Consider the following 20,660-nt stretch of genomic DNA (forward strand, 5'->3'; position numbering starts at 1 on the left):
ATAAACAGCTAAATCAGTTTTGCTTTTTCAATACCTTCAGCAAAGACTCTTAGCTCCGATCATTTTCAATCAGCACTTACCATTATAACAAGGTTTCACCTAGAATTAAAGAACTTTCCCATGAATCAAACGACTTATACTAGAATCAATCTACTCGTATTCGTCAAAATGGTCTGTCACGTAGATGGACTGTTGGTTTTCCAATAAAAAAAAGCCTCTTTGCGGCACTTCTAAACTTAACAACTCTTCTTCTTTCAGCTTTGAGAAACAGCCTCGCAGTACTCTCCCAAGAAGTCCATGAGCCATGATGATCACATGTTCTTCCTCAGCCTTTTCCAAATCAGCTAACCATTCATTACAACGAGTTGCTACATCTGAGAGACTTTCGCCATTTGGTCCTTTAAAGTACCAATTAAAAGTATTTGACTCAAGCTCTGGCTGTTGTGCTTGAATCTGTTCTCTATTCTTCCCATTCCACTCACCGATATCAACTTCCTTCAAACGCTCGTCAGTCACTATAGTCAATTCTTTGCGATCTAATATTTGCTGTATTAGCTTTGAACTTTGAATAGCTCTTCCCAACGGACTTGATAGAAAAAGAATCTGTTGGTCTTGAACATCTGCCAACTTTCGTTTGAGCAAAAAAGCATTCGCCTGAACTTGCTGTACGCCCGCTTCCGTCAATGGAGAATCTAAAATCCCCTGATAGATCCCTTTTTTATTGAATTCCGTTTCACCATGCCGTAATAAATAAAGCTTCTTTTTCATTACATCATCTCCTTTCATCAAAGAGTAACATACTTTTAAGCCAATCGATTGCCTCTTAATTCTTTTTTAATAAGCAAATACTCTGTATATTCCATTTTTTTTGATATACTGAGGATAGAAAATTAATTGGAGATGGAAAAATGGACCAAAAAGAGTTCAGAGAAAATTTAGAGTTAAAAGTTGTTGATGAAAAATATGTTGATCAGTTCAATGAGTTATTGAGCTATGTTTTCCAATTTACGGAAGCAGATTTAGAAGAAAGCGGTTATGAAAGTAAAAAAGAATTGATTAAATCCAAACAGCCAATTTTGGAACAATCAAAAGTTTTTGGCTGGTTTCACGAAGATAAGTTGATTTCTCAAATCGCTATTTATCCCTGTGAAGTCAATATCCATGGTACCTTGTTCAAAATGGGCGGAGTCACTGGTGTCGGTACCTATCCTGAGTATGCTAATCATGGATTGATGCAGGATCTGATCCATCTAGCCCTTAAAAACATGCGGCAGGATAAACAATGGATCTCCTATCTTTATCCATATAATATTCCTTACTATCGTAGAAAAGGCTGGGAAATCATGTCTGACAAGCTGTCATTTAAAATACGTGACACACAGCTGCCCAAACAAGTGGCTGTTCCTGGAATGGTAGAGCGGGTCAATGTAGATCATGAGGATGTTTTTTCGGTTTATGCAAAGTTTGCCCGTCAGAATCACGGAGCATTGATTCGCAGTGAGTTCAACTGGGAAGAATACTGGCGCTTTGAAAATGAAGAGGAACGAACAGCCGCCGTGTATTATGGCGCAAATCAGGAGCCTTTAGGTGTCTTGTTTTATTGGGTCGCTGAAGAAGTATTTCACATCAAAGAAATGTTTTATATCAATCAGGAAGCCAGAAATGGCTTATGGAACTTCATATCCGCTCATTTTTCAATGATCTATTGGGCTACTGGTGATATTTATAAAAATGAGCCCCTCGCTTTTTTACTTGAGGATAGTCAAATCAAAGAGACGATCGAACCTTACTACATGGCGCGAATCGTTGATGTCAAAGAAATGCTTCAAGCGTATCCTTATTCAAGTACTGCAAAGCCGTTTTACTTCGTAGTCAGTGATCCGGTGGCTGAATGGAACAATGGCATTTTCAGTTTGATGTGGGATGAAGAAGATCAAGTCACTATTTCCGATGAACCCTTAGGACAGCCTGTAACGATCGATATTCAAACATTGACTTGTCTTTTGATGAATTATCGCAGACCAACCTATCTTCACAGAATCGAGCGTCTGATCACTGATAAAGAAACATTGCATTCGTTGGAACGGATCATTCCTGATCAGGAAGCTTATTTTAGCGATTATTTTTGAGTCACTTTTTTAACGAGTAGCTATAAACAATTATTGGAGGAACGTATAAGATGAAAATTTATTTTGCTGGTCCCATGTTTGCTAAAGCAGACTTACTTTATAATGACTATTTGGTCAAAAACATCCGTGCTCTAGATGATAAAATAGAGGTCTATCTGCCTCAGGAGAACGGTGCAATCAATGATAAAACTGCTTACGCTGACAGCAAAATGATTGCTCTCGCTGATACCGAACGCGTCCTTGAAAGTGATTTGTTGGTTGCAGTTCTAGATGGCGCTGTCATCGATCCTGGTGTCGCTTCTGAAATTGGTGTAGCCTATGCCAAAAATATTCCAATGGTTGGATTATATACAGATACACGGCAGCAAGGGGCAGATAATCAAAAAAAATTAGATGCTTTAAGTGACACCGCTGAAAATCAATTTCACTACTTGAATCTCTACACAGTAGGTTTATTAAAATTGAATGGAACAGTGGCAACTGATGAGCAGACGTTTCTATCCTTGATCGAAGAACATCTGAAAAAATAGAGCACATATAAATCGGGAGGTTTTTTTATGAAAATAGAATTTGAAGATCAACAAGAAAAGCGGTTGTTCTATTTTTTACTCGCATTTGGCTTCATTACTTTACTGGTAAATATCGTCAAAAGTTTTGTCGTTCAGCCTAAAGAACAATACCTACTATTGACTGTTGAAATGATTGCAGGGATCGCAGTGATTTTTGTTCCTTTTATTTTTACACGATTCACGGGGTTGATTTTCCCAAAAATGGTTCGGCTTTACTATTGGTTTTTTCTTTGGATCGCTGTGTTCCTTGGTACAGGGTTACGATTGATCATCATCGTGCCATTCTGGGATAAAATTCTACATGCAGTCAGCCCTATCTTATTGGTAGCTGTTGGTTATGCGATTATCGGCTATTGCTTGAGAGAAGCTGATTTTTCCAAGATCAGTCCTTGGCTTTTTATTGTAATGGGCTTTGCTTTTGCTGGTTTGTGTGGTGTTTTTTGGGAATTTTGGGAGTTTTTATGTGATTCTATCGGGAATATGAATTTGCAGCGGTATATGACTGAAGCTGGGCAACCATACATCGGTCGTGCTGCATTGATGGATACAATGGGTGACTTACTGACCAATACAATTGGTGCATTGCTTTTAACTTTTTATAGTTTTATCAAACGTAATGATCCTGATTATTTTAAAGCATATGCGTTTAGAAAAACAAAATAATGCTTCACGCTAAAAAAAGGAGTTATTATTGTGACATCGATTTACAAGAAAACAGGAATCCTTTCAAGTGAAAGAGTGGAGTCTTATGACGCGGCGGCTACATCACTGCTATTAAACTTTTAGAAAAAGAGAGCTTGAAACGAAACTAAAAACTAGTTTTGTTTCAAGCTCTCTTTTATTTGTGTGAACTAATTATTCTACTTCTAACTCTACAGAAATGTTCCCTTTTGTTGCTTTTGAATATGGGCATACTTGATGTGCTGTATTGACTAATTCAACGGCTGTCGCATGATCTACCTCATCGATTTTGACAGATAAGACAACACCAACTTGGAAGCCAGTCTCTTCATCACTAAACAAAGAAACAGTTGCTTTTACTGTACTCTTAGAGTGGATGTTCTTTTGTCCCATCACAAGTTCTAAAGCACTGTTGAAACAAGAGCTATAGGCTGCAGCAAATAGTTGCTCAGGATTGGTCTTATTCTCTTTATGCGGACCGGGTGATGTTACTTCGTAGCTGAATGATTTATCCGGCGAGTATACTTCACCTTCTCTTCCACCCGTATTGATAATTGTTGTTGAATAAATTTTTTTCATATTCTCTTCCTCCAAATCATAGATGTTTTATTTACATTTCATACAATTATATTGTACACAACATTTTCAGGGAAGTACATTATTTTGCTTCAAATAGTTCACTCGATTTTCAACAGCTTTCCTTCTGTTTCCATCGTGTATTCAAAATTAAAAGAGACTGGCACATAAAAGTTCCAGTCCCTTTTTTATCATATTTTATGATCGATCTGTGCAATTTGTCCACTTAGCTCATTGAGTTGTTTGATCAAAGAAAAATAGTCATTTTCTTCAACATTCAACTGTGTCAAACAGCTCTCTACTTTTTCGTAGATTTCCTGCTCTAATTCAACTGCCTTTTCAGAAAGAGAAATAATCACGATCCGTTCATCTTTAGCTAAACGATTGCGATGAATGTATCCACTTGCTTCCATTCTTTTCAGCATCGGCGTCAACGTTCCTGTATCTAGTGCCAGTTTTTCTCCTAGGTCAGTGATCCGTTGATCAGAGTGCTCCCATAAAACAAGTAAAACTAGATACTGCGGATAGGTCAACTGAAATGGTTTGAGTGCTTTTGCATACATTCGATTAAATTGCTTATTTACTGTTTGTAAGGAAAAACATAGCTGTTCATCCAAACGTCTGCTCTTTTTTTCCATATCATCCCTCTTTTGACTCTCGTGGTCTTTGGTGTTTGTCTGAGATCATTTTTGCATAATCGTCAATTTGCTTTCTCTGATTTTCCAGTTTTTCTTTTTTATGATTTAAGTATTGCTTTTGTGACGGATCATCTGTTTTTGCTAGTTCTTGATCTATTTCTGTAATTTTACGATCTACGTCTGACTGCCACTGATGATTGAACTGATGCCACCATTCTGGATCTTTTTGCGCACCTTGGGCATTATTCATAGAAGAACGCAATAAAGCAGCATATTTTTGAAAGCCATTATCCCAAGGCTGACTTTGCGACTGAAAATAATATTTTCTTTGTTCGTCATTCATTTGATCGACATAAATATCTTCCTCATGTGTGACGATGTTTTGTAAAAAGCCAAAAATTGGTAAACCAAGATACACAACAAGTCCTAGTTTAGGATAAAAATAAGCTAACACTAAAAGAAAAATTCTAAAAATAAAAGTTCCTCTATGTTTGAATCTGATCTTTCGTTGGACCCCATCTTTCACTTTCTTTTCCTCATTGATCTGTTGCTCCAGCGAGTTAAGTAAGATTTGTAAAAAGATAGTAACGATAAAAGTCAACAGTCCATACATGAGGACGATCTCCCGATTCGTATCTTCAATCAACAATCTAGTGAATGCTGGTACAAGGGAAAGAAAAAACATCAGGATCATGTAAACAACAAAATCTTTATTCTTGATCTTATTGACGAGATTAAAAACTTGTGCAGTTTGATACCAAAAATTGCCTACAAAACAAAAACTAATAAAATAAATGCCTACAGAACGAAATAATAGCTCTAATTCTATATTCCCAGATTGATTTAATTTTATCGGCAGATCTAAGACCATGATCGTAATAATAATTGCTATGATTGCATCGCCAAGCATAACGACACGCTCTTTCATTTTCTCCAAAATATCCACTCCAATCTTCTACTCTTCATTATTTTATAGTAAAAATGATTTTTCGCAATCATTTTGTATTCAAACAGTCGAAACACTTCATTGACCAGAAAAAATGCAGGAAAAAAGTAGCATTTTACTTTCTCCTGCATTTTAAATTCAACTGGTGAAGATACCACTTGGTATAATCATGCAACGTTCTTTCTATACCTCCAACTCACACTATCTACTCTTCAAATACTTCGTTTTCAAAGACTAATTGATTGTTTAATAGACTGATCGTTACTTTTGTCTTTGGTAATACTCTGCCAGAAACAATTTCTTTCGCTAGTGGTGTTTCTAGTTCTTTTGTAATGAATCGTTTCAAAGGACGAGCACCATATGCTGGATCATAACCACTTTCAGCGATCCAGGTTTTCGCCTCATCAGAAATCACCAATTCGATCTCTTGATGCTCTAAACGCTTAGAAAGCTGCTCTGTCATTTTTTCAATGATTCCTTTGACATTATCCAAGCTTAGAGGAGTGAATAAAATCGTATCATCGATTCTATTTAAGAATTCAGGTTTAAAGTTTCCACGTAAAATCGTCATCACCTGTTCTTCTACCTCTTCAGGAATCGTTCCTTCAGGTGTCACACCCTCAAGCAGTAATTGAGAACCAATATTGCTGGTCATGATCAAGACTGTGTTTTTAAAATCAACGACACGGCCTTTAGAATCTGTCAAACGTCCGTCATCTAAGACTTGAAGCAAAATGTTAAATACGTCAGGATGAGCTTTTTCGATTTCATCTAATAAAACGATCGTGTACGGATTCCGGCGAACGGCTTCGGTCAATTGGCCGCCTTCTTCATAGCCAACATAGCCTGGAGGCGCACCGACTAAACGAGACACACTATGTTTTTCCATATATTCACTCATATCGATCCGTACCATATGATCTTCGGAATCAAATAAATCTTCTGCTAAAGCTTTAGCAAGTTCTGTTTTCCCTACACCGGTTGGTCCTAAGAATAAGAAGGAGCCTAACGGCCGATTTGGATCTTGCAATCCTGCTCTTGAACGGATCACTGCATCACTGACTGCATCGACCGCCTCATCTTGTCCTATGACACGTTTGTGTAATGTTTCGTTCAATTTCATCAATTTTTCTCGTTCGCCCTCAACTAACTTCGTTACAGGGATCCCTGTCAAACGGCCAACAACCAAAGCAATTTCATTTTCTGTCACTGCTTCTTGAACCATTTTGACATTATCTTTGGCATTCTTAGCTTCTAGATTTTTTAATTCTTCTTCTAACTGTGGAATAGTTCCATGACGCAGCACCGCAGCGCGTTCAAGATCATAATTGTTTTCGGCGTCTTCTAATTCGTGTTTAGCTTTGTCGATTTCAGCACGCTTGTTGCTGACTGCATTGACCTCTTCTTTTTCTGTTTCCCACTGCATTTTCATTGCATTTGCTTCTTCACGCAAATCAGCGAGTTCTTCTTGTAAGGCACTTAGTCGTTTTTTACTTGCATCATCAGATTCTTTTTTCAATGCAGCTTCTTCAATTTCTAACTGCATCAAACGACGAGTGACCTGATCTAACTCAGTCGGCATCGAATTCATTTCCACACGAATCGTTGCACTTGCTTCGTCGACTAAATCGATTGCTTTATCTGGTAAAAAGCGGTCCGTGATATAACGGTCTGATAAAGTAGCCGCTGCAACTAAGGCATTATCATGAATATTCACACTATGATGGATCTCAAAACGTTCCTTTAATCCACGTAAAATACTGATCGTATCTTCGACAGTGGGTTCTTTCACCAATACCTTTTGGAAACGACGTTCTAAGGCTTTATCCTTCTCCATATATTGACGGTACTCATCTAATGTGGTCGCACCGATCAAGTGCAGTTCACCACGAGCTAACATTGGCTTCAATAGATTTCCTGCATCCATGCTTCCCTCTGTTTTACCTGCACCAACAATATTGTGGATCTCATCAATGAACAAGATGATTCGTCCATCACTTTTCTTCACTTCTTTTAAAACAGCTTTCAAGCGTTCTTCAAATTCTCCACGGAATTTTGCACCCGCGATCAATGCACCCATATCCAAAGAGAAAATCGTCTTATCTTTTAAGTTTTCAGGCACATCTTTACGAACGATCCGTTGAGCTAAGCCTTCAATGATCGCTGTTTTACCAACACCTGGCTCACCGATCAATACCGGATTATTTTTTGTTTTTCGAGATAAAATTCGGATCACATCGCGGATTTCCTCATCTCGTCCAATAATTGGATCCTGTTTGCCGCTTTTCACTTGTTGGACTAAATCCACACCATATTTTTCTAATGCTTTGTATTGCTCTTCTTGATTTTTAGAAGTCACACGATCGCCCCCTCTAATGTCTTCAATATTTTTACGTAATTCTTTTTCTGAAATACCTTGGTTTATTAAATATTTTGTTAATCGGTAATTTTTAAGTTTCATCAACGCTAATACTACGATTTCCGTTGCCAAAAACTCATCTTGAAAAGATTCTCTTAATTTATCTGCTTCGTTCAATAGGTTAAACAAATTTTGACTCATGCTTTGACCATACTGAATATTCCCACCTTGAACGCTTGGGTACTCATCTAAAGCTTTATCTACCTCTCGTTCAAAAGCTTCGACATCAACACCTGCATCCGTATAAAAATTACGACCAAAATGATTCGGTTGTAAAAAAACTTTCCATAAATGGGCAATATCGATTTCCTGATGACGACGCGTAACTGCAATTTGCTGTGCTTCAGCGATCGCCTCTTGTAACGTAGTAGTCATTTTTTCGATGTTCATAGAATTCCCTCCTAAATTTAAAAGCTGATCAGGCTCGTTTTACTCTGAAAGAAAAATAGGAAACTTAATTTATGGTGCTCTTTACCATCAATCAAGTTTATCTTTTTTCCGAAGAGTTAGCCTGAGATGCTGGATACCATAAAAAGCTGATCAGGTTCGTTTGGTTTTGAATGGAAAATAGGAAATATGAAATGCGACTCTTTTTGTCGCTTTTTATATTTATCTTTTTCACGAAAAACAAGCCTGAGATGCTGGATACTATAAAAAGCTGATCAGGCTCGTTTCACTCTGAAAGAAAAATAAAATACTGATCTATTTGATCTTCAACTTTTAAAAAGATTGTTTGCTTTAAATAATCTATATAAATAGTACCGTTTCTTGAGCAAAAAAGCAGTACTTCTTTTGGACTATTTTTTAAGGTTAAAATGACTGATCAATTTTGACCTTATGAATCAATTATACTCAATTAGTCAGTAAAGGTCAAACAAAATCAATTGGAAAACGATCGATTTCTCTCACTTTTTATGATAACTCAATCACTGATTTTAGCAACAGATATGCAGGCAAACAAAAAGATCAAGCACGAACCTTGTGCCTGATCTTTTAAACTTATTTAAATTTTTTCAACTTTAACAACTGCATTTCCCGCGATTTGAGGTGGAATCGACATCGTCATTACGGGTAACCCACTTAGTGTAAATTTAACACTATCGCCAGCTTTTAATTGATCTTCTGTAAGACCATCTGCTAGCTGTTCCTTTGTGACATTCAAAATGACACCATCATTTTTCATTGTGCCGATGATTTCTTCCGGGTCCTCAACTGCTTTTACGTCATTTAAGAAAAGACGGATCGACTGGTCAACCGTTTCATTTTGCACGGCATCTTCCACTAAAACTGCCGTAAAAATTGATTCCTGATCCTCTTTAACAGTAGAGCTTGTATTTGTACTTTGATTTTTTTGACTGCTCATTGTCGTATCTTCACTTCCTGATTCGCCTGTCTTCTTATTCCCGCTGCACGCGGCTAAAGAGATTGCTGCAAAAATCGTTACTAAAGTGATTGCGAGTTTTTTCATATAATTTCCTCCAATCTATACACTTTATTATAACTAGACATCATATTGAAGTCCATTCAGAGCTTCAGAAAGAAAATCTGATGCCTTTGTCATTTCTTCAGGCTCATATTTTGCTTGAGAAACAAGTAAATCGATCGTCAAATTATTCAAATTAGTTGTTTTTTCAAGTTCTTCTAAGAAGCGTTCTTTCAAAAGTTCCCGAAATTCACGCAATGATTCAGGGGTTGAAAACGTATAAGAGCTCCACGTTGGGGTTACTTGATTGACCATATATAAGCTATTGCTTTGATCGGAGCTTTCTTGAAAGACCCGCGTGATCATTTTCAATAACTCTTTAGTCTGTTCTTCTGTCATCAATTTTTTGAGACTGTCCCAATAGCGAATACGAACCACCACAGTGTACAAGTCTGTCTGAAAACGTTCAGACATAGTGACAAACATCGGGAAATCACTTTCGTATAGCGTTAAGGTTCTCAAGTGTGTCTCAGCATCCAGTGCGTTATATTGTACATTGTTCTTTTTCAATCGCTCGTTCTCTTTTTCCAACAAACGAACTTGATAGGTGATCAAAAAAATACTCAGGCAATATAATGGTGGAATGATCAACCAAAATAGCGAAGCATAAGTAAACTGTTTCATAAACACATATTGATAAGAAACATAGCCCAACTGAACGAAAACAAAAATCAAGGTAAAAATCAGGCCTGACACAATACCTGTAAAATAAGTAATGATCACAAGAATCAATGTGATCAATAAACTGATCAAGTCAATGAAAAAGCCGTTATTTCCCAAACCGACAAAAATGACGGTGATGGAGACTAGACTGATAAAAAACAAAAGGGACAAATCCATGATCGTACTCGCATAGCGTTTATTCAGTTTCATCGTCATTTCCCCCTTTAGTGTCTTTTTTCAAAATAAAGAATGCGGACAATCCAACGATCATGACCACAAGTAAGAAGACGACTAGGTAAATACCTAATTTTTGATTATTGATGATCCTTTGACCTAAGTTTTCTTGTTGAGATTGACTTACTTCTTTTTTAAAGCGGTAGTCATAGCGTTTGTAATTATTATCGACAACCAGTGCATCGCCTTTATATGTCGAGGTATTTTTTTCAGTGGCGATTTGAGTAGAAGCCAGGAAAACATTCTCAGGAGTCGTTCCTGTCAAAATCAACATGGCCGCTTTGCTTTCAAAAGGTGAAAAGAGCAGTTGTGCTGTTCCGATACTTTTTCCATAGTCTTCCTCAATACTTAGTTTCTCATTCGAAACGAATGTAGAGAATGACTTATCGTAAGCGAAAAACAAGTCATTGTTCAACGATTTGATCAACGCATTATCATTTGGTGTCCCTAAAACAATTAGATTATGTGTCGATAACGCTGATTCTTTCGGTTTTGTTTTATAATAAGTGATTTCTCCGACATTACTTTGAGCGTAGTTTCCAATCAAATTGAATATGTTTGTCAATGCTTTGAAATAATCCTTATTAAGTTTCTCAGGAAGCACCACACCTAAATCTGCAAACGACTGACTTTTTACAAACATATTAGGATAGTTTGTAAAAAGCATCGTATCAAGCTCTTGCGTTTTAATAAATGCGTTAGAAGTATTCTCGATATAAGCCCAGGGGGTTTGGTTACTTCGGATATTTTCCGGATTTTCAACGACTAAATCAAAGCTAACTTTTAAAACAAAGCTGTCAGTGATTCCTAGATCATTCGGAAACTCTACTAAAAATTCATCCCCGTTGGCTTTGGCTGCACTTAACCGCTGACTTCCAATTGGACGATCATTGACTGAGACCGTCACTAATGAGTTATCAAAGTCTAAATTATCTGCATATTTAAAATTCAAATGAACCGAGCTGCCATTTGCATTATTTTGATCGACGGGTAAATTGACGAAGTAAACTTGTTCCTGATGATTCACACCACTCAGTTTATCACCAGTAGAAGTTAACGGATATGTACCGTCAAACTCTAAAGATGAAGTAAAAGTCAACGTCTCTTTCGTGACTCTTTTTTCAGTTTTTTCTGTTTGTGTCATCAATTCTTCATTGCCGATATATCGGCCAGCTCTGATCAGCAGTGCTTCATCTTTTGAAGTGGCAACTAAAATATGCTTTCCGTTAGATTCAAAACGTTTTAAAACCGCTTCGTTCTCTAAATTTTTTGCATCGATTTGCTGACGATACTCTTTAGGTATTTTGTCATAAAGTCCTATGATCAGCTGATAAGGCTGGTCGTGCTGTCCTTTTAATGAATCAAGCTGCAGTAGTTCACTTTTGGTTGTGATGATCCTTGAAACTCCAGCCAAAGCGTATGTTGCAGCAGATAATTCTTTTTCAGTAGCATCTTCTGGTACCAAGATCACGCTTTGTGCATTAGCGATCGTGTCTGCTCCGATAAAATGGTTGTAAAACGAATGAATACTTGCTTCTGGCAATATAAGATCATATTGAAAATTGACATTCGATCCTTCATAAATCGTCAGCCAGTTCGCGGGTGTTTCAATCAACGTATATGAATCTTCAACTGAATGATTGATGATTTGTCCCTCTACTGTCAACGTATTCGTTCCTTGAACTAAATCAAGCGGAATCGTAATTTCCTGTTCTTGGATCTCCGTTGTATTTTTTGGTCTGAAAGAGAAAAACTTTACACCGTTGACTGCAACGGTCAAATCAGACCCTTGAGAATTTTCAAGTTGAGTAATTTGAAATTTCAAGTTCAATGTTGCTTTTTTTACATCCCAATAATCGATTTTTGTGAAATACATCGTTGCTTTTACAGAGGTTCCTGTAAGTGATGTTGTTGGGTTTTGAAACGGCTGAGTAAATGTATGGTTCTCCTGCTCTGAGGTTTCTGCGAATACTGTCCGACTCCCAAGTACGAACACTAGACTTAAAAAACTGATAAGAATGATAGGCATCTTTTTCATGATTAAACTCTCCTTATTTAAATCGTTCCGTCTTATACCATTTTGTTTGTGTCTGTTTATGAAATACTGATTCTTTAATGTACATGAACATACCGTATGCAGCGACAACCAGCCACATTTGGCTATAAGTGATATACATCAAAGCGATCACTAAGACATTTTGCAGCTTCATTTCTCCTTTTTCTGTGGAGATACTGACATAGGTGCTAAAAATAAAGAGTAATACCGCTAACAACCATAACGAATTACTGAATCCTTCTAAAGTTGTACTCAAATACCCTGAAACGGACAAGACAAGCATGATATCCGATAAAACTAAAGAAGTCATTAAAAGAAAGTAGATCGATAAGAAGTATAAGATATCAAAACGAATCCGTTTTGCACTTGGATGAAAAATCAATTTCGCATTTTTAACAATGACATAAATATTTCCTTTGACCCAGCGCGTTCTTTGGCGGAACCAGACAGAAAGTGTTTGCGGCTCCTGCTCCCAAGTGACTGCTTTCGGCTGAAACTTGATCTTGTACCCCATCATATAAATTCGAAAGCTGATTTCTGTATCCTCCGCTAAAGCTTTATCGTCCCAGCCGCCGATCGCTTCTATGATCGAACGTCGAACCACAAAATTCGTACCAGGGATCGTACACAGTTTAAATAATTCAAATCTTCCAGCCTGAGCCATCCATTGAAATGCGAGAGTCTCGATATTGATAAATCGAGTTAGGAGATTGGTGTCCTTATTACGCGTCCTAAACTTACCGATAACAGCGCCATATTCATTGCCATCCATCAGTTCGGCGACTAAATACGTCAGCGCATGTGCTTCGGGTGTATTATCTGCATCGTAAATCGCGATAACCTCTCCCTTTGCTTCTTTAAAGCCGATATTCAAGGCATTCGACTTTCCTTTCCCTCCTGTAACTGCATCTGTGTTGATGACTTTCAAATTTCGTGTGGGGAATTCTTTGCCCAGAGCCTCAAGTAATTCAGCGCTGTTATCACTTGAGTTATCATTGATCACAATGACTTCATAGCGGTCAGCCGGGTAACTAAAATTTAATAACGCTTCAACTGTACGTACGATCACGATCCCTTCATTATGCGCTGGTACCATGATTGATACAAAAGGAATCTGCCCATTTTTTAGTTTTGGAGGTTCCAGATGATCTGTTTTTAAATAGTAAATATAACCGAAAATAACTAGTACAATATTTACAAGCAGCAATGACCAAATAATGATCGTTGCCGCAAGCATGATTCCGTCAGCTATTGTCATTTGCTCCCCCTCTTTTTCTGAATATATTTTGATCGATAGTTTCTTCGTCCAAAGATGAACAATATACTTAAAATGGCTAAAGTCGACAATACAAACACGATCAAAACAATGTTCGTCACATTGAAAAATCGAGCAAATTGCCCTCTAAATACTGTTTCAGTCACTTCAGTATTCGGTATATTTTTTAAGGAGTTGACTAATTTTCCATTTAAATACCTGCGACTATTAAGAAACTCGATATGCTGAGTCTGCGTTTGAACGTCAAACTGAAACCTGTGTTGACCTACTTTATAAAACTGTAATGGAGAGTCAGAGATATCTTGGATGATTTTTTTTATTTCTCTTTTGGAATCTGGAAACGAAAAACTCATAGTTACTAGCATTGGAAAATGATAATCAGCTGTCATACCATCTTTTTTCCACGAAATTCCAGCGAGATACTCAAAAGGGAAATTATAAAATGCCGTATTAAAGACATCTGAGTTGTTCGTCTTACCTCTATAATGTTGATCTTCAATCGGTGGATTCTCACGTAAAATGATCGTCTTACTGATTTTCAACCCATCCGCTTGATACTGTGCATCCTGATTCCAATAGCCATGAGCTGAGAATCCAACAGGAAATACACTTCGATCAATCAGAAGACTGATCTGCTGCTCTAAAAGCTGGGCTAAAGCATGGTTATCATTCAAATTGACATTATTTACGACCGGCATCTCTAAAAAAATGATTCCAGATCCCGATTCAAACGAGCGAAGCACATCTGTGAACACATTATACGGTTTTGTTGTATTGTTTCGGTTCACACTTGTAGTGGAAACAATATAAGGGATACTCACTTTCGATAACGCTTTTTGAAAATCAGAAGCAACACCCATATCTTTCATTGGATTTAAACCATCTATCGTCAAAATAGGGTTATACGACTGCTCTACTCCTAACCAAGAACCCATCAGCTCTGCACTTTTCAAAAAAACTGCTCCTTTTTTATCAAAAAAAGGCAAAAATCCGTGACCATTTTCCAGCACACCAAATGGAATTGCTTGATCATCGATTTCTTGAGCTCTTAACCGACCAATTTTTTCTCCAGCTGCCTCTTCTAAAACGGTTGTCTTTTCTCGATAATTGAGAATTTGAGAATAACGGTCACGCTCATCTTCCAGCGTAAATTGACGGTGACTTAAATCCCGCCATTTTCCTGTAAAAAGCTGCTGCTCATCTGGTGCGACTTTCGAACCGATATGTAGCTTTTTCCCGGAAAATTGGCTTCTATCCTGTATAAACTGTTCATTTAATTCTTTATCAGACCAATTGATCATCGTAATGACTCCGTCAAATTTTTGATCGAACATCATTCCACTTATATATTTATCTTCTTCAACCGTTTGGACGCTTGCGCCAAAACTTGTTAAAAGACGCTGGATAGAATCTACATCATTTTGTTTATTCTCAGCAATATTTAAACTGTCATAGACAAGTAAAATGTGTTGTTCTTCCGCCAAAGCCTTCTGTGGAATGAAAAACAAACAGCATAAAATGAAGAATAGACTATATCTGAGTTTCATATTCCAGCCCCTCCTTTTGCACTGGTTCATCATTCCAGATCCGCTTGCCTACAACATCTGACCAAAGCAATAACGAAATCAAATCGAAATAGAGTGATACAAGGAACAATAAGCGGATTAAATCTGAATCCCCATTGATCACTATAGATGAAAGAAAAATAAAGATCATATTCACTAAAAATCCAGCAATCAAAAAGAATCGTACGACCATGCCTGGTCGTTTTTCCCTAAATCCATTGTAAAAGCCCACCCCATAAATGCCGATCAGCACAATACTGAAAAGAATATAGAAACCAAAAGATTTTGGATAGCCGGCTGCTTTGATTCGATTATATAAAGTAAAGAACCGTGTTTGTTGTGCCGGCTCTCCTCCAACTGATTTTTCATAATTGCCGAGTTCGGATGGCTTAACAAAATATACATCTTGTACTGCTATATCCAATAGCTTATTGAACTCATCTGGATGATTGATGTAATTGATGATCACCCAGATCGTACCAGCTTTTTCAAGGAAATTTTCTTTTACTTGCTCTGATTTTGGAGATACAGGACTATATTCATCAAAATAGGTCGTCCCTTTTTTCAATCCATATTGACGGTTGATACCACCTTCACGCATTCGTGAATCAGGATTCGTCGTTTCAAGCATGACACCTCTAGTTAAGCTGTGATATAGATCGATCTCGCGCGTCGAATAGGGGACAAAAATAGTGCCCATGATGAGAAAGCCAACAAATGTTACTAAAACAGCACTTAATGCTAATCGTGTCCCTTTACTTTTAGTAAAAGCGAAAAGTCCAAAACCCATGATCAAAAGTCCAAAAATCAAAGAAAATTGCCGTTTAGTTACACCAAGCAGGATGACTGTACTGATAAACAACAGAAGCCAAATCAAGCCTCTTTTGCCAAAATCTTTTGTACGATATAAATAAATGACCGATGCAAAAATATACAAAGATGCTATCAAGGAGGTCGCTTCTGGATAAAATGAGTTGAAATAAATCGTATATGATGTATCTCCTAAAAGAAAAATCACAAACAAAGAAACTAAATAGCTCCGCCCTTTCGATAAACCAGCACTCAGTCCTCGCACCAATAAATAGATTCCAGGTAAATAAAACAACAAATAAACCGCACCCAAAAATCGAATGTCAAACTGATGCGCACTGTAAAAAAGTTTATTTAGCCAAATAGCCAGTGTAATAAACAGTTGTTGAGAAGAGATAAAAATACTGGAGGATTGGTTGTAGTATTGCATGATGGAAAAATCTTTTTGAAAATAACTTAAATAAGAATGGTTCTCGATATTTTGAATATAAAGACCACTGCCGTTTAAAATGCGATAATAATTGCCATTATCCGCTAATCCATTGACTGGTGGAACAAACAATAAAATACTCGTGACGATACCTATTACAAGTACAGCAAGTAACGGTGGAGAAATATACTTAGAGAAAGCAGTAATATAATGTTGGAACCTGCGCACAAAACTCTTCACGCTTTTCACCTCGATCATAAATCATATGCTATAAGAGCCATTAAATTATTATAGGAAAACACATCTTTTGTCCGGATATCACCAAATCCTCCATAAAACAAACTATTTGGATCGGTGATTTGAAAATTATTTAAAATCAAAATCGAAGAATCGTATAACTCCTGATCATGGATAACTGCTCCAATCACTGCTGCTAATGCATACGCAGCAGCTGATTGATTTTTATCCACCGGAACGCCTGTTAAATCATAGGAGTTGAACAAGGTCCCCTTGCTGACCTGATCCTTAATAAAATCAATACTCTCCTGCTTTTGAAGTCCAGCCTCCCCTAAGTGCAGGATCGTAAGTAAGGATTCAATCACATTGATCGTTCCAGTATTTTCATATTTATTCGTTTTGTGGTTGTATCTAGTTTGATAAAATGGAAAGGTATCAGATATATAGCCGTTTTCAATCAAAGAATAATGATATTGTAAATAATCAGCAGATACATCATATTTTTTATAAAGATAACCCATTGTTTTTAAATCAATATAAAAAAGCGAGGTACTATCAGATTTTTTCTTTTGATCAACATCATAAAAGTCGATCAAGACATTATCATCCATTGATGTTTCCATAAAATTTTTAGCTAAGGTATCAATTTCCTTTGTATAGTCTTCGGAACCAAATCGAGCGCTAGCACCGATCAACGCTCGAATGATTCTTAAATCATCGACCGAAGCATTTACAGGAAATTTCTTGCCATTTTCATCTATACGATAGCTGAATTGGACTTTATCATAAAAAAGCTTCTTTGTTTCTTTATAATACGCATCAAAACGGCCTTTTGTATCAGTCATTTCAAGATTTCTTAGGTATAACCCAGAAGATTCACTTAGCATTTCATGCCCCGTTGCTACCTCAGTTGACTCTGTATTTTCCAGAAAGTTGGTTATTATTCCACCACTTGGAAGCAGCATTTTTGTATCGATAAAGAACTTAAGATTATCTCTGCGTTCTTGCGTCTCTGGTGATTGTTTCACAGTTTTATGCCTAAAAGTCTGTTCATCCGTTGTCATCAGTTTCATGATTTCCGGTTCCACCTTTTTTACATTGATCTCTTTTGTCGTTTGTCTGAAAAAAAGAAAATAGGCGAACACGCCCAAAATTAGTATCCCCCCAAAAAAGACTACTTTCTTTCTCATAATTCACCTCAGCCATTTGTTTTTATGTCTTTAGTGTACACATTTCTTTGTAATAAAGCGAATAATCCGCAACCTAGCCAGCAACTTTAAAAGAAAAAAAGGACTAGGACATAACTCTACGAGTTACGACCTAGTCCTCTTTAAAACGAATAAATCATGGAAGCAGAAGTAACTACTTCGCTTCGATCACATCAGCTAACGCATACAGTTTCACTATTGTTCAAAGAACAAAGTGAAGCTAGCAAAATTCTAAATGCTAAAGTACTAAAATTTGAAGGCTTCGTAAATAAACTGACATTGCTGTAAAACACAACGAAAAATGAGTTGATGCTTTCTCGTCAAAGACTCGTTGCAGATAAACAGTGTCGCACAGTACCTACTTGGTTCTCGGAGTTGAACATTTCTGTCCCATCCTCTTTTCTAACCATTTCTCCGGTCATTTCCGGACATTGTGATTTCCTTTGCTAAATAGCGAACACGTTCCATGATCCTACGTGCTTTCAATGGCTCTTGTTCCCCTCGTTGTGTAACAGTTAAATGTTTTTCAAGATCTTTTAAGTTTAGATTCGATGAAAAGAAAGTGACTAATTGCTCTTGCATTCGATATTGTAGGATAACACTCAATACATCATCACGAATCCATGACGTCATCGATTCAGCGCCCAGATCATCGATCATCAACACTGGAGATTTTTTGACTGCATCCAGCTTTTCCCCCACTTGATCTTTCGCGATCGCCTGCTTCATTTCTACGGTAAAGGTTGGAAAATGGACGATCGTTGTGACAAATCCACGCTCAGCTAAACTATTGGCGATGGCACCTAAAAGGAATGATTTTCCTACGCCAAATGTCCCTTGTAAATATAAGCCTTTATGAAATTCTTTTGGAGACTGCGAATATTCCTTAATAAATTTCATCGCTCCGGCAAACGCTTCTTCCCGTCCATCTGAACTTAGATCGAAGGATTTCAAGCGAGCTTCACGGACATCTTTTGGCATGTCCATCGCCTTCACACGTTTTCTGATCTCTTCTTCTTGCTGCTTCGCAATCAAAGCCTCCGTTGGAATATAAGTGACATCGATATAATGGAAGTTCAAAGCTAATTTTGGTTCGTAACCAGGGGCGATCATCGTAGGATCGTTTAGCTGATACTTTCTTTTCTCCTGAACAAACTCATATAATTTTGAATAGCTTTTTCGGATATCATCATCTGTCAAACGGTCGCGATGTTCTTCAATAAATTTTTGGACATCATCATCTTTCAAAACAACATTCACCAACTCGTTATAACGTTCACTCATATCTCTGTTTCGAATGATCTTTGACATTTCTTTTCCTACATCTTCCATTATTAATCACCTTCTTCTTTTAATAATTCTCGAAGCTCCCTTTCAAGCTCGGCTTGTCTTTCTGGGGATAATTTCTTTTCCTCCACTGGATTGTCTACCCAGTCAGGCAATGTTTCCTGACGAATAACTCGATTATTTTGTGGATAACGGGGCTTGCTTTGATTTGTTTTACTTTTTTGAGCTATTTCACGGACATGTTCGATTGCTTTCTCCGGTGAAACGATTTCGCTTTGAGCCCATTCATTGGCAATTCGATTTACATAGTCTGCCTTTAGCGTAGGCTGCTTTTGAATATTGTATACATAATTGATCAAAATATTGATCACACTATTCGGTAAGCCAGATTTTGAAACTAGATATTTCACTAAAGACCGCTCTTGCGGTGTTGTATACCCGCCTTTGCTATTTTTTAAGGCCTCTAAGTAATTCAACGGGAAGTTATTTTCACTATCCATGATCATTTGAATATCCATTTCTGAAAAACCAGACATTTTCAATGAATTATATCGATAGGTCTGCTGATCCGCTTCTGAAAGATTCGCCTGTTCATTTTGAACGACTTCACTTTTTCTTTGTTGCTTGTCAGGGTCGTATGTTCTATAAACCGCACGTTTAAAATCCTTAGTATCGATCTTACCCGTATAATAATCAAATGATTTTGAACAAAAATCGACCATATCCAATTCTGTGATGCCAAACAAATTATGAAAAATAAAAACTTCTTCCTTGAATCCATCCTTATTATCCGGCAGTTTTATACCTAAACGCTCGATTCCCTGAATAAAATAGGCCCAGTCAAACGACTCATTTACAGCACTGATTTTTTTAGCAGGACGAGGATCCTTAAACGACGCTTCAATCTGTTGTAATTGCTTATTTTGAGCAACTATCTGTTCTTCTTTAAATAAATAGACATCCTTAAAACTTGCTGAAATCTCTTCATAACCAGCTAACGAGAAAAAGTTTGGCTTAAAACGAGCAAATAGCTTATCCAGCTTTCTTTGACCGACCGTATTCAAAAGAGTCAATGTCAAAACTTCATCTTTGAAAAAGCGCTCAACAGTTTCCGGGTGATTCAATCGATAGAAAAAAATAGTGCCTAACTCTGGATCGTTTTTGACAAACGTATCTAAAAGTCCTATTCCTTCTAATTTTTTTCTTGCGTCTAGAATTTGTTTGATACTCTTATTCATCATCGTGATCAATTCAGCATGAAACAGTGATTCACTCGTACCACTAGTCTCTATTTCCGACAAAAGTGTCGTATACAAACTAAAGGCATCTGAGCCAATGATCGGCTGATACAAAAGCGTCAATACTTCCCGCTCTTGATCAGATAACGGTGAACTTATACCAACTTGAAAAATGCTTTTTGGTTGGACTTCTTTCCAATTACTTTTCAAGGAAA

General features: G+C 37.2%; 17 protein-coding genes. 3 read left to right on the forward strand and 14 right to left on the reverse strand.

The window, feature by feature from the left end:
- Positions 1–150 precede the first annotated feature (150 nt).
- Positions 151–768, reverse strand: coding sequence for a histidine phosphatase family protein (locus IGI58_RS17070; RefSeq protein WP_429952477.1), 618 nt, complete (start codon positions 766–768; stop codon positions 151–153).
- 140 nt (positions 769–908) lie between these two features.
- Between IGI58_RS17070 and IGI58_RS17075 the strand changes: the two genes are divergently transcribed.
- Genes IGI58_RS17075 through IGI58_RS17085 form a run of 3 tightly spaced genes read left to right on the forward strand, consistent with a single transcriptional unit; the run spans position 909 to position 3,361 of the window.
- The gene (locus tag IGI58_RS17075) at positions 909–2,129 is read left to right on the forward strand and encodes a GNAT family N-acetyltransferase (RefSeq protein ID WP_429952476.1); all 1,221 of its coding nucleotides are present in this window, start codon (positions 909–911) and stop codon (positions 2,127–2,129) included.
- 50 nt (positions 2,130–2,179) lie between these two features.
- Positions 2,180–2,659 (forward strand): nucleoside 2-deoxyribosyltransferase, encoded by a 480-nt coding sequence (locus tag IGI58_RS17080; RefSeq protein ID WP_087639934.1) that lies wholly within the window; start codon positions 2,180–2,182, stop codon positions 2,657–2,659.
- 27 nt (positions 2,660–2,686) lie between these two features.
- Entirely contained in the window at positions 2,687–3,361 is a 675-nt protein-coding gene (locus IGI58_RS17085; protein WP_087639933.1) for a hypothetical protein, read from the forward strand.
- A gap of 192 nt (positions 3,362–3,553) precedes the next feature.
- Here IGI58_RS17085 and IGI58_RS17090 read toward each other — a convergent pair whose 3' ends face one another.
- The 13 genes from IGI58_RS17090 to IGI58_RS17150 all read right to left on the reverse strand — a co-directional run bounded on the left by IGI58_RS17090 (position 3,554) and on the right by IGI58_RS17150 (position 20,655).
- Positions 3,554–3,958 (reverse strand): organic hydroperoxide resistance protein, encoded by a 405-nt coding sequence (locus IGI58_RS17090; RefSeq protein WP_429952475.1) that lies wholly within the window; start codon positions 3,956–3,958, stop codon positions 3,554–3,556.
- 188 nt (positions 3,959–4,146) lie between these two features.
- A complete protein-coding gene (locus IGI58_RS17095) occupies positions 4,147–4,593 on the reverse strand; it encodes a MarR family winged helix-turn-helix transcriptional regulator (protein WP_429952473.1) in 447 nt (148 codons plus the stop codon).
- A 1-nt stretch (position 4,594) separates the two neighbouring features.
- Positions 4,595–5,521, reverse strand: coding sequence for a TMEM175 family protein (locus tag IGI58_RS17100; RefSeq protein WP_429955257.1), 927 nt, complete (start codon positions 5,519–5,521; stop codon positions 4,595–4,597).
- Positions 5,522–5,744: 223 nt separating this feature from the next.
- A complete protein-coding gene (gene clpB, locus IGI58_RS17105; protein ID WP_429952472.1) occupies positions 5,745–8,348 on the reverse strand; it encodes an ATP-dependent chaperone ClpB in 2,604 nt (867 codons plus the stop codon).
- A 613-nt stretch (positions 8,349–8,961) separates the two neighbouring features.
- Complete coding sequence (locus tag IGI58_RS17110; protein WP_429952471.1) at positions 8,962–9,426, reverse strand: hypothetical protein; 465 nt, start codon at positions 9,424–9,426, stop codon at positions 8,962–8,964.
- Between the two features lie 33 nt (positions 9,427–9,459).
- Positions 9,460–10,314 (reverse strand): diguanylate cyclase, encoded by an 855-nt coding sequence (locus IGI58_RS17115; protein ID WP_429952470.1) that lies wholly within the window; start codon positions 10,312–10,314, stop codon positions 9,460–9,462.
- On the reverse strand, positions 10,301–12,376 hold the full coding sequence (locus IGI58_RS17120) for a cellulose biosynthesis cyclic di-GMP-binding regulatory protein BcsB (protein ID WP_429952469.1): 2,076 nt from the start codon (positions 12,374–12,376) through the stop codon (positions 10,301–10,303). Before IGI58_RS17120 ends, IGI58_RS17115 begins: the two co-directional genes overlap by 14 nt.
- Positions 12,377–12,389: 13 nt before the next feature.
- On the reverse strand, positions 12,390–13,652 hold the full coding sequence (locus IGI58_RS17125) for a glycosyltransferase (protein ID WP_087639925.1): 1,263 nt from the start codon (positions 13,650–13,652) through the stop codon (positions 12,390–12,392).
- On the reverse strand, positions 13,649–15,217 hold the full coding sequence (locus IGI58_RS17130; protein WP_429952468.1) for a hypothetical protein: 1,569 nt from the start codon (positions 15,215–15,217) through the stop codon (positions 13,649–13,651). The genes IGI58_RS17125 and IGI58_RS17130 overlap by 4 nt, the downstream gene beginning before the upstream one ends.
- Positions 15,201–16,715 (reverse strand): hypothetical protein, encoded by a 1,515-nt coding sequence (locus IGI58_RS17135; protein ID WP_429952467.1) that lies wholly within the window; start codon positions 16,713–16,715, stop codon positions 15,201–15,203. The genes IGI58_RS17130 and IGI58_RS17135 overlap by 17 nt, the downstream gene beginning before the upstream one ends.
- A 14-nt stretch (positions 16,716–16,729) precedes the next feature.
- Positions 16,730–17,902 carry a hypothetical protein gene (locus tag IGI58_RS17140; RefSeq protein ID WP_429952466.1) on the reverse strand — a complete coding sequence of 391 codons (1,173 nt, stop codon included), beginning with the start codon at positions 17,900–17,902 and terminating at the stop codon, positions 16,730–16,732.
- A 420-nt stretch (positions 17,903–18,322) separates the two neighbouring features.
- The gene (gene dnaI, locus IGI58_RS17145; RefSeq protein WP_429952465.1) at positions 18,323–19,252 is read right to left on the reverse strand and encodes a primosomal protein DnaI; all 930 of its coding nucleotides are present in this window, start codon (positions 19,250–19,252) and stop codon (positions 18,323–18,325) included.
- Positions 19,253–19,254: 2 nt separating this feature from the next.
- Positions 19,255–20,655, reverse strand: coding sequence for a replication initiation and membrane attachment family protein (locus IGI58_RS17150; RefSeq protein WP_429952464.1), 1,401 nt, complete (start codon positions 20,653–20,655; stop codon positions 19,255–19,257).
- Positions 20,656–20,660 lie beyond the last annotated feature (5 nt).

It is taken from the genome of Enterococcus sp. AZ020 (assembly GCF_050499205.1).
Lineage (GTDB): Bacteria > Bacillota > Bacilli > Lactobacillales > Enterococcaceae > Enterococcus_L > Enterococcus_L dunnyi.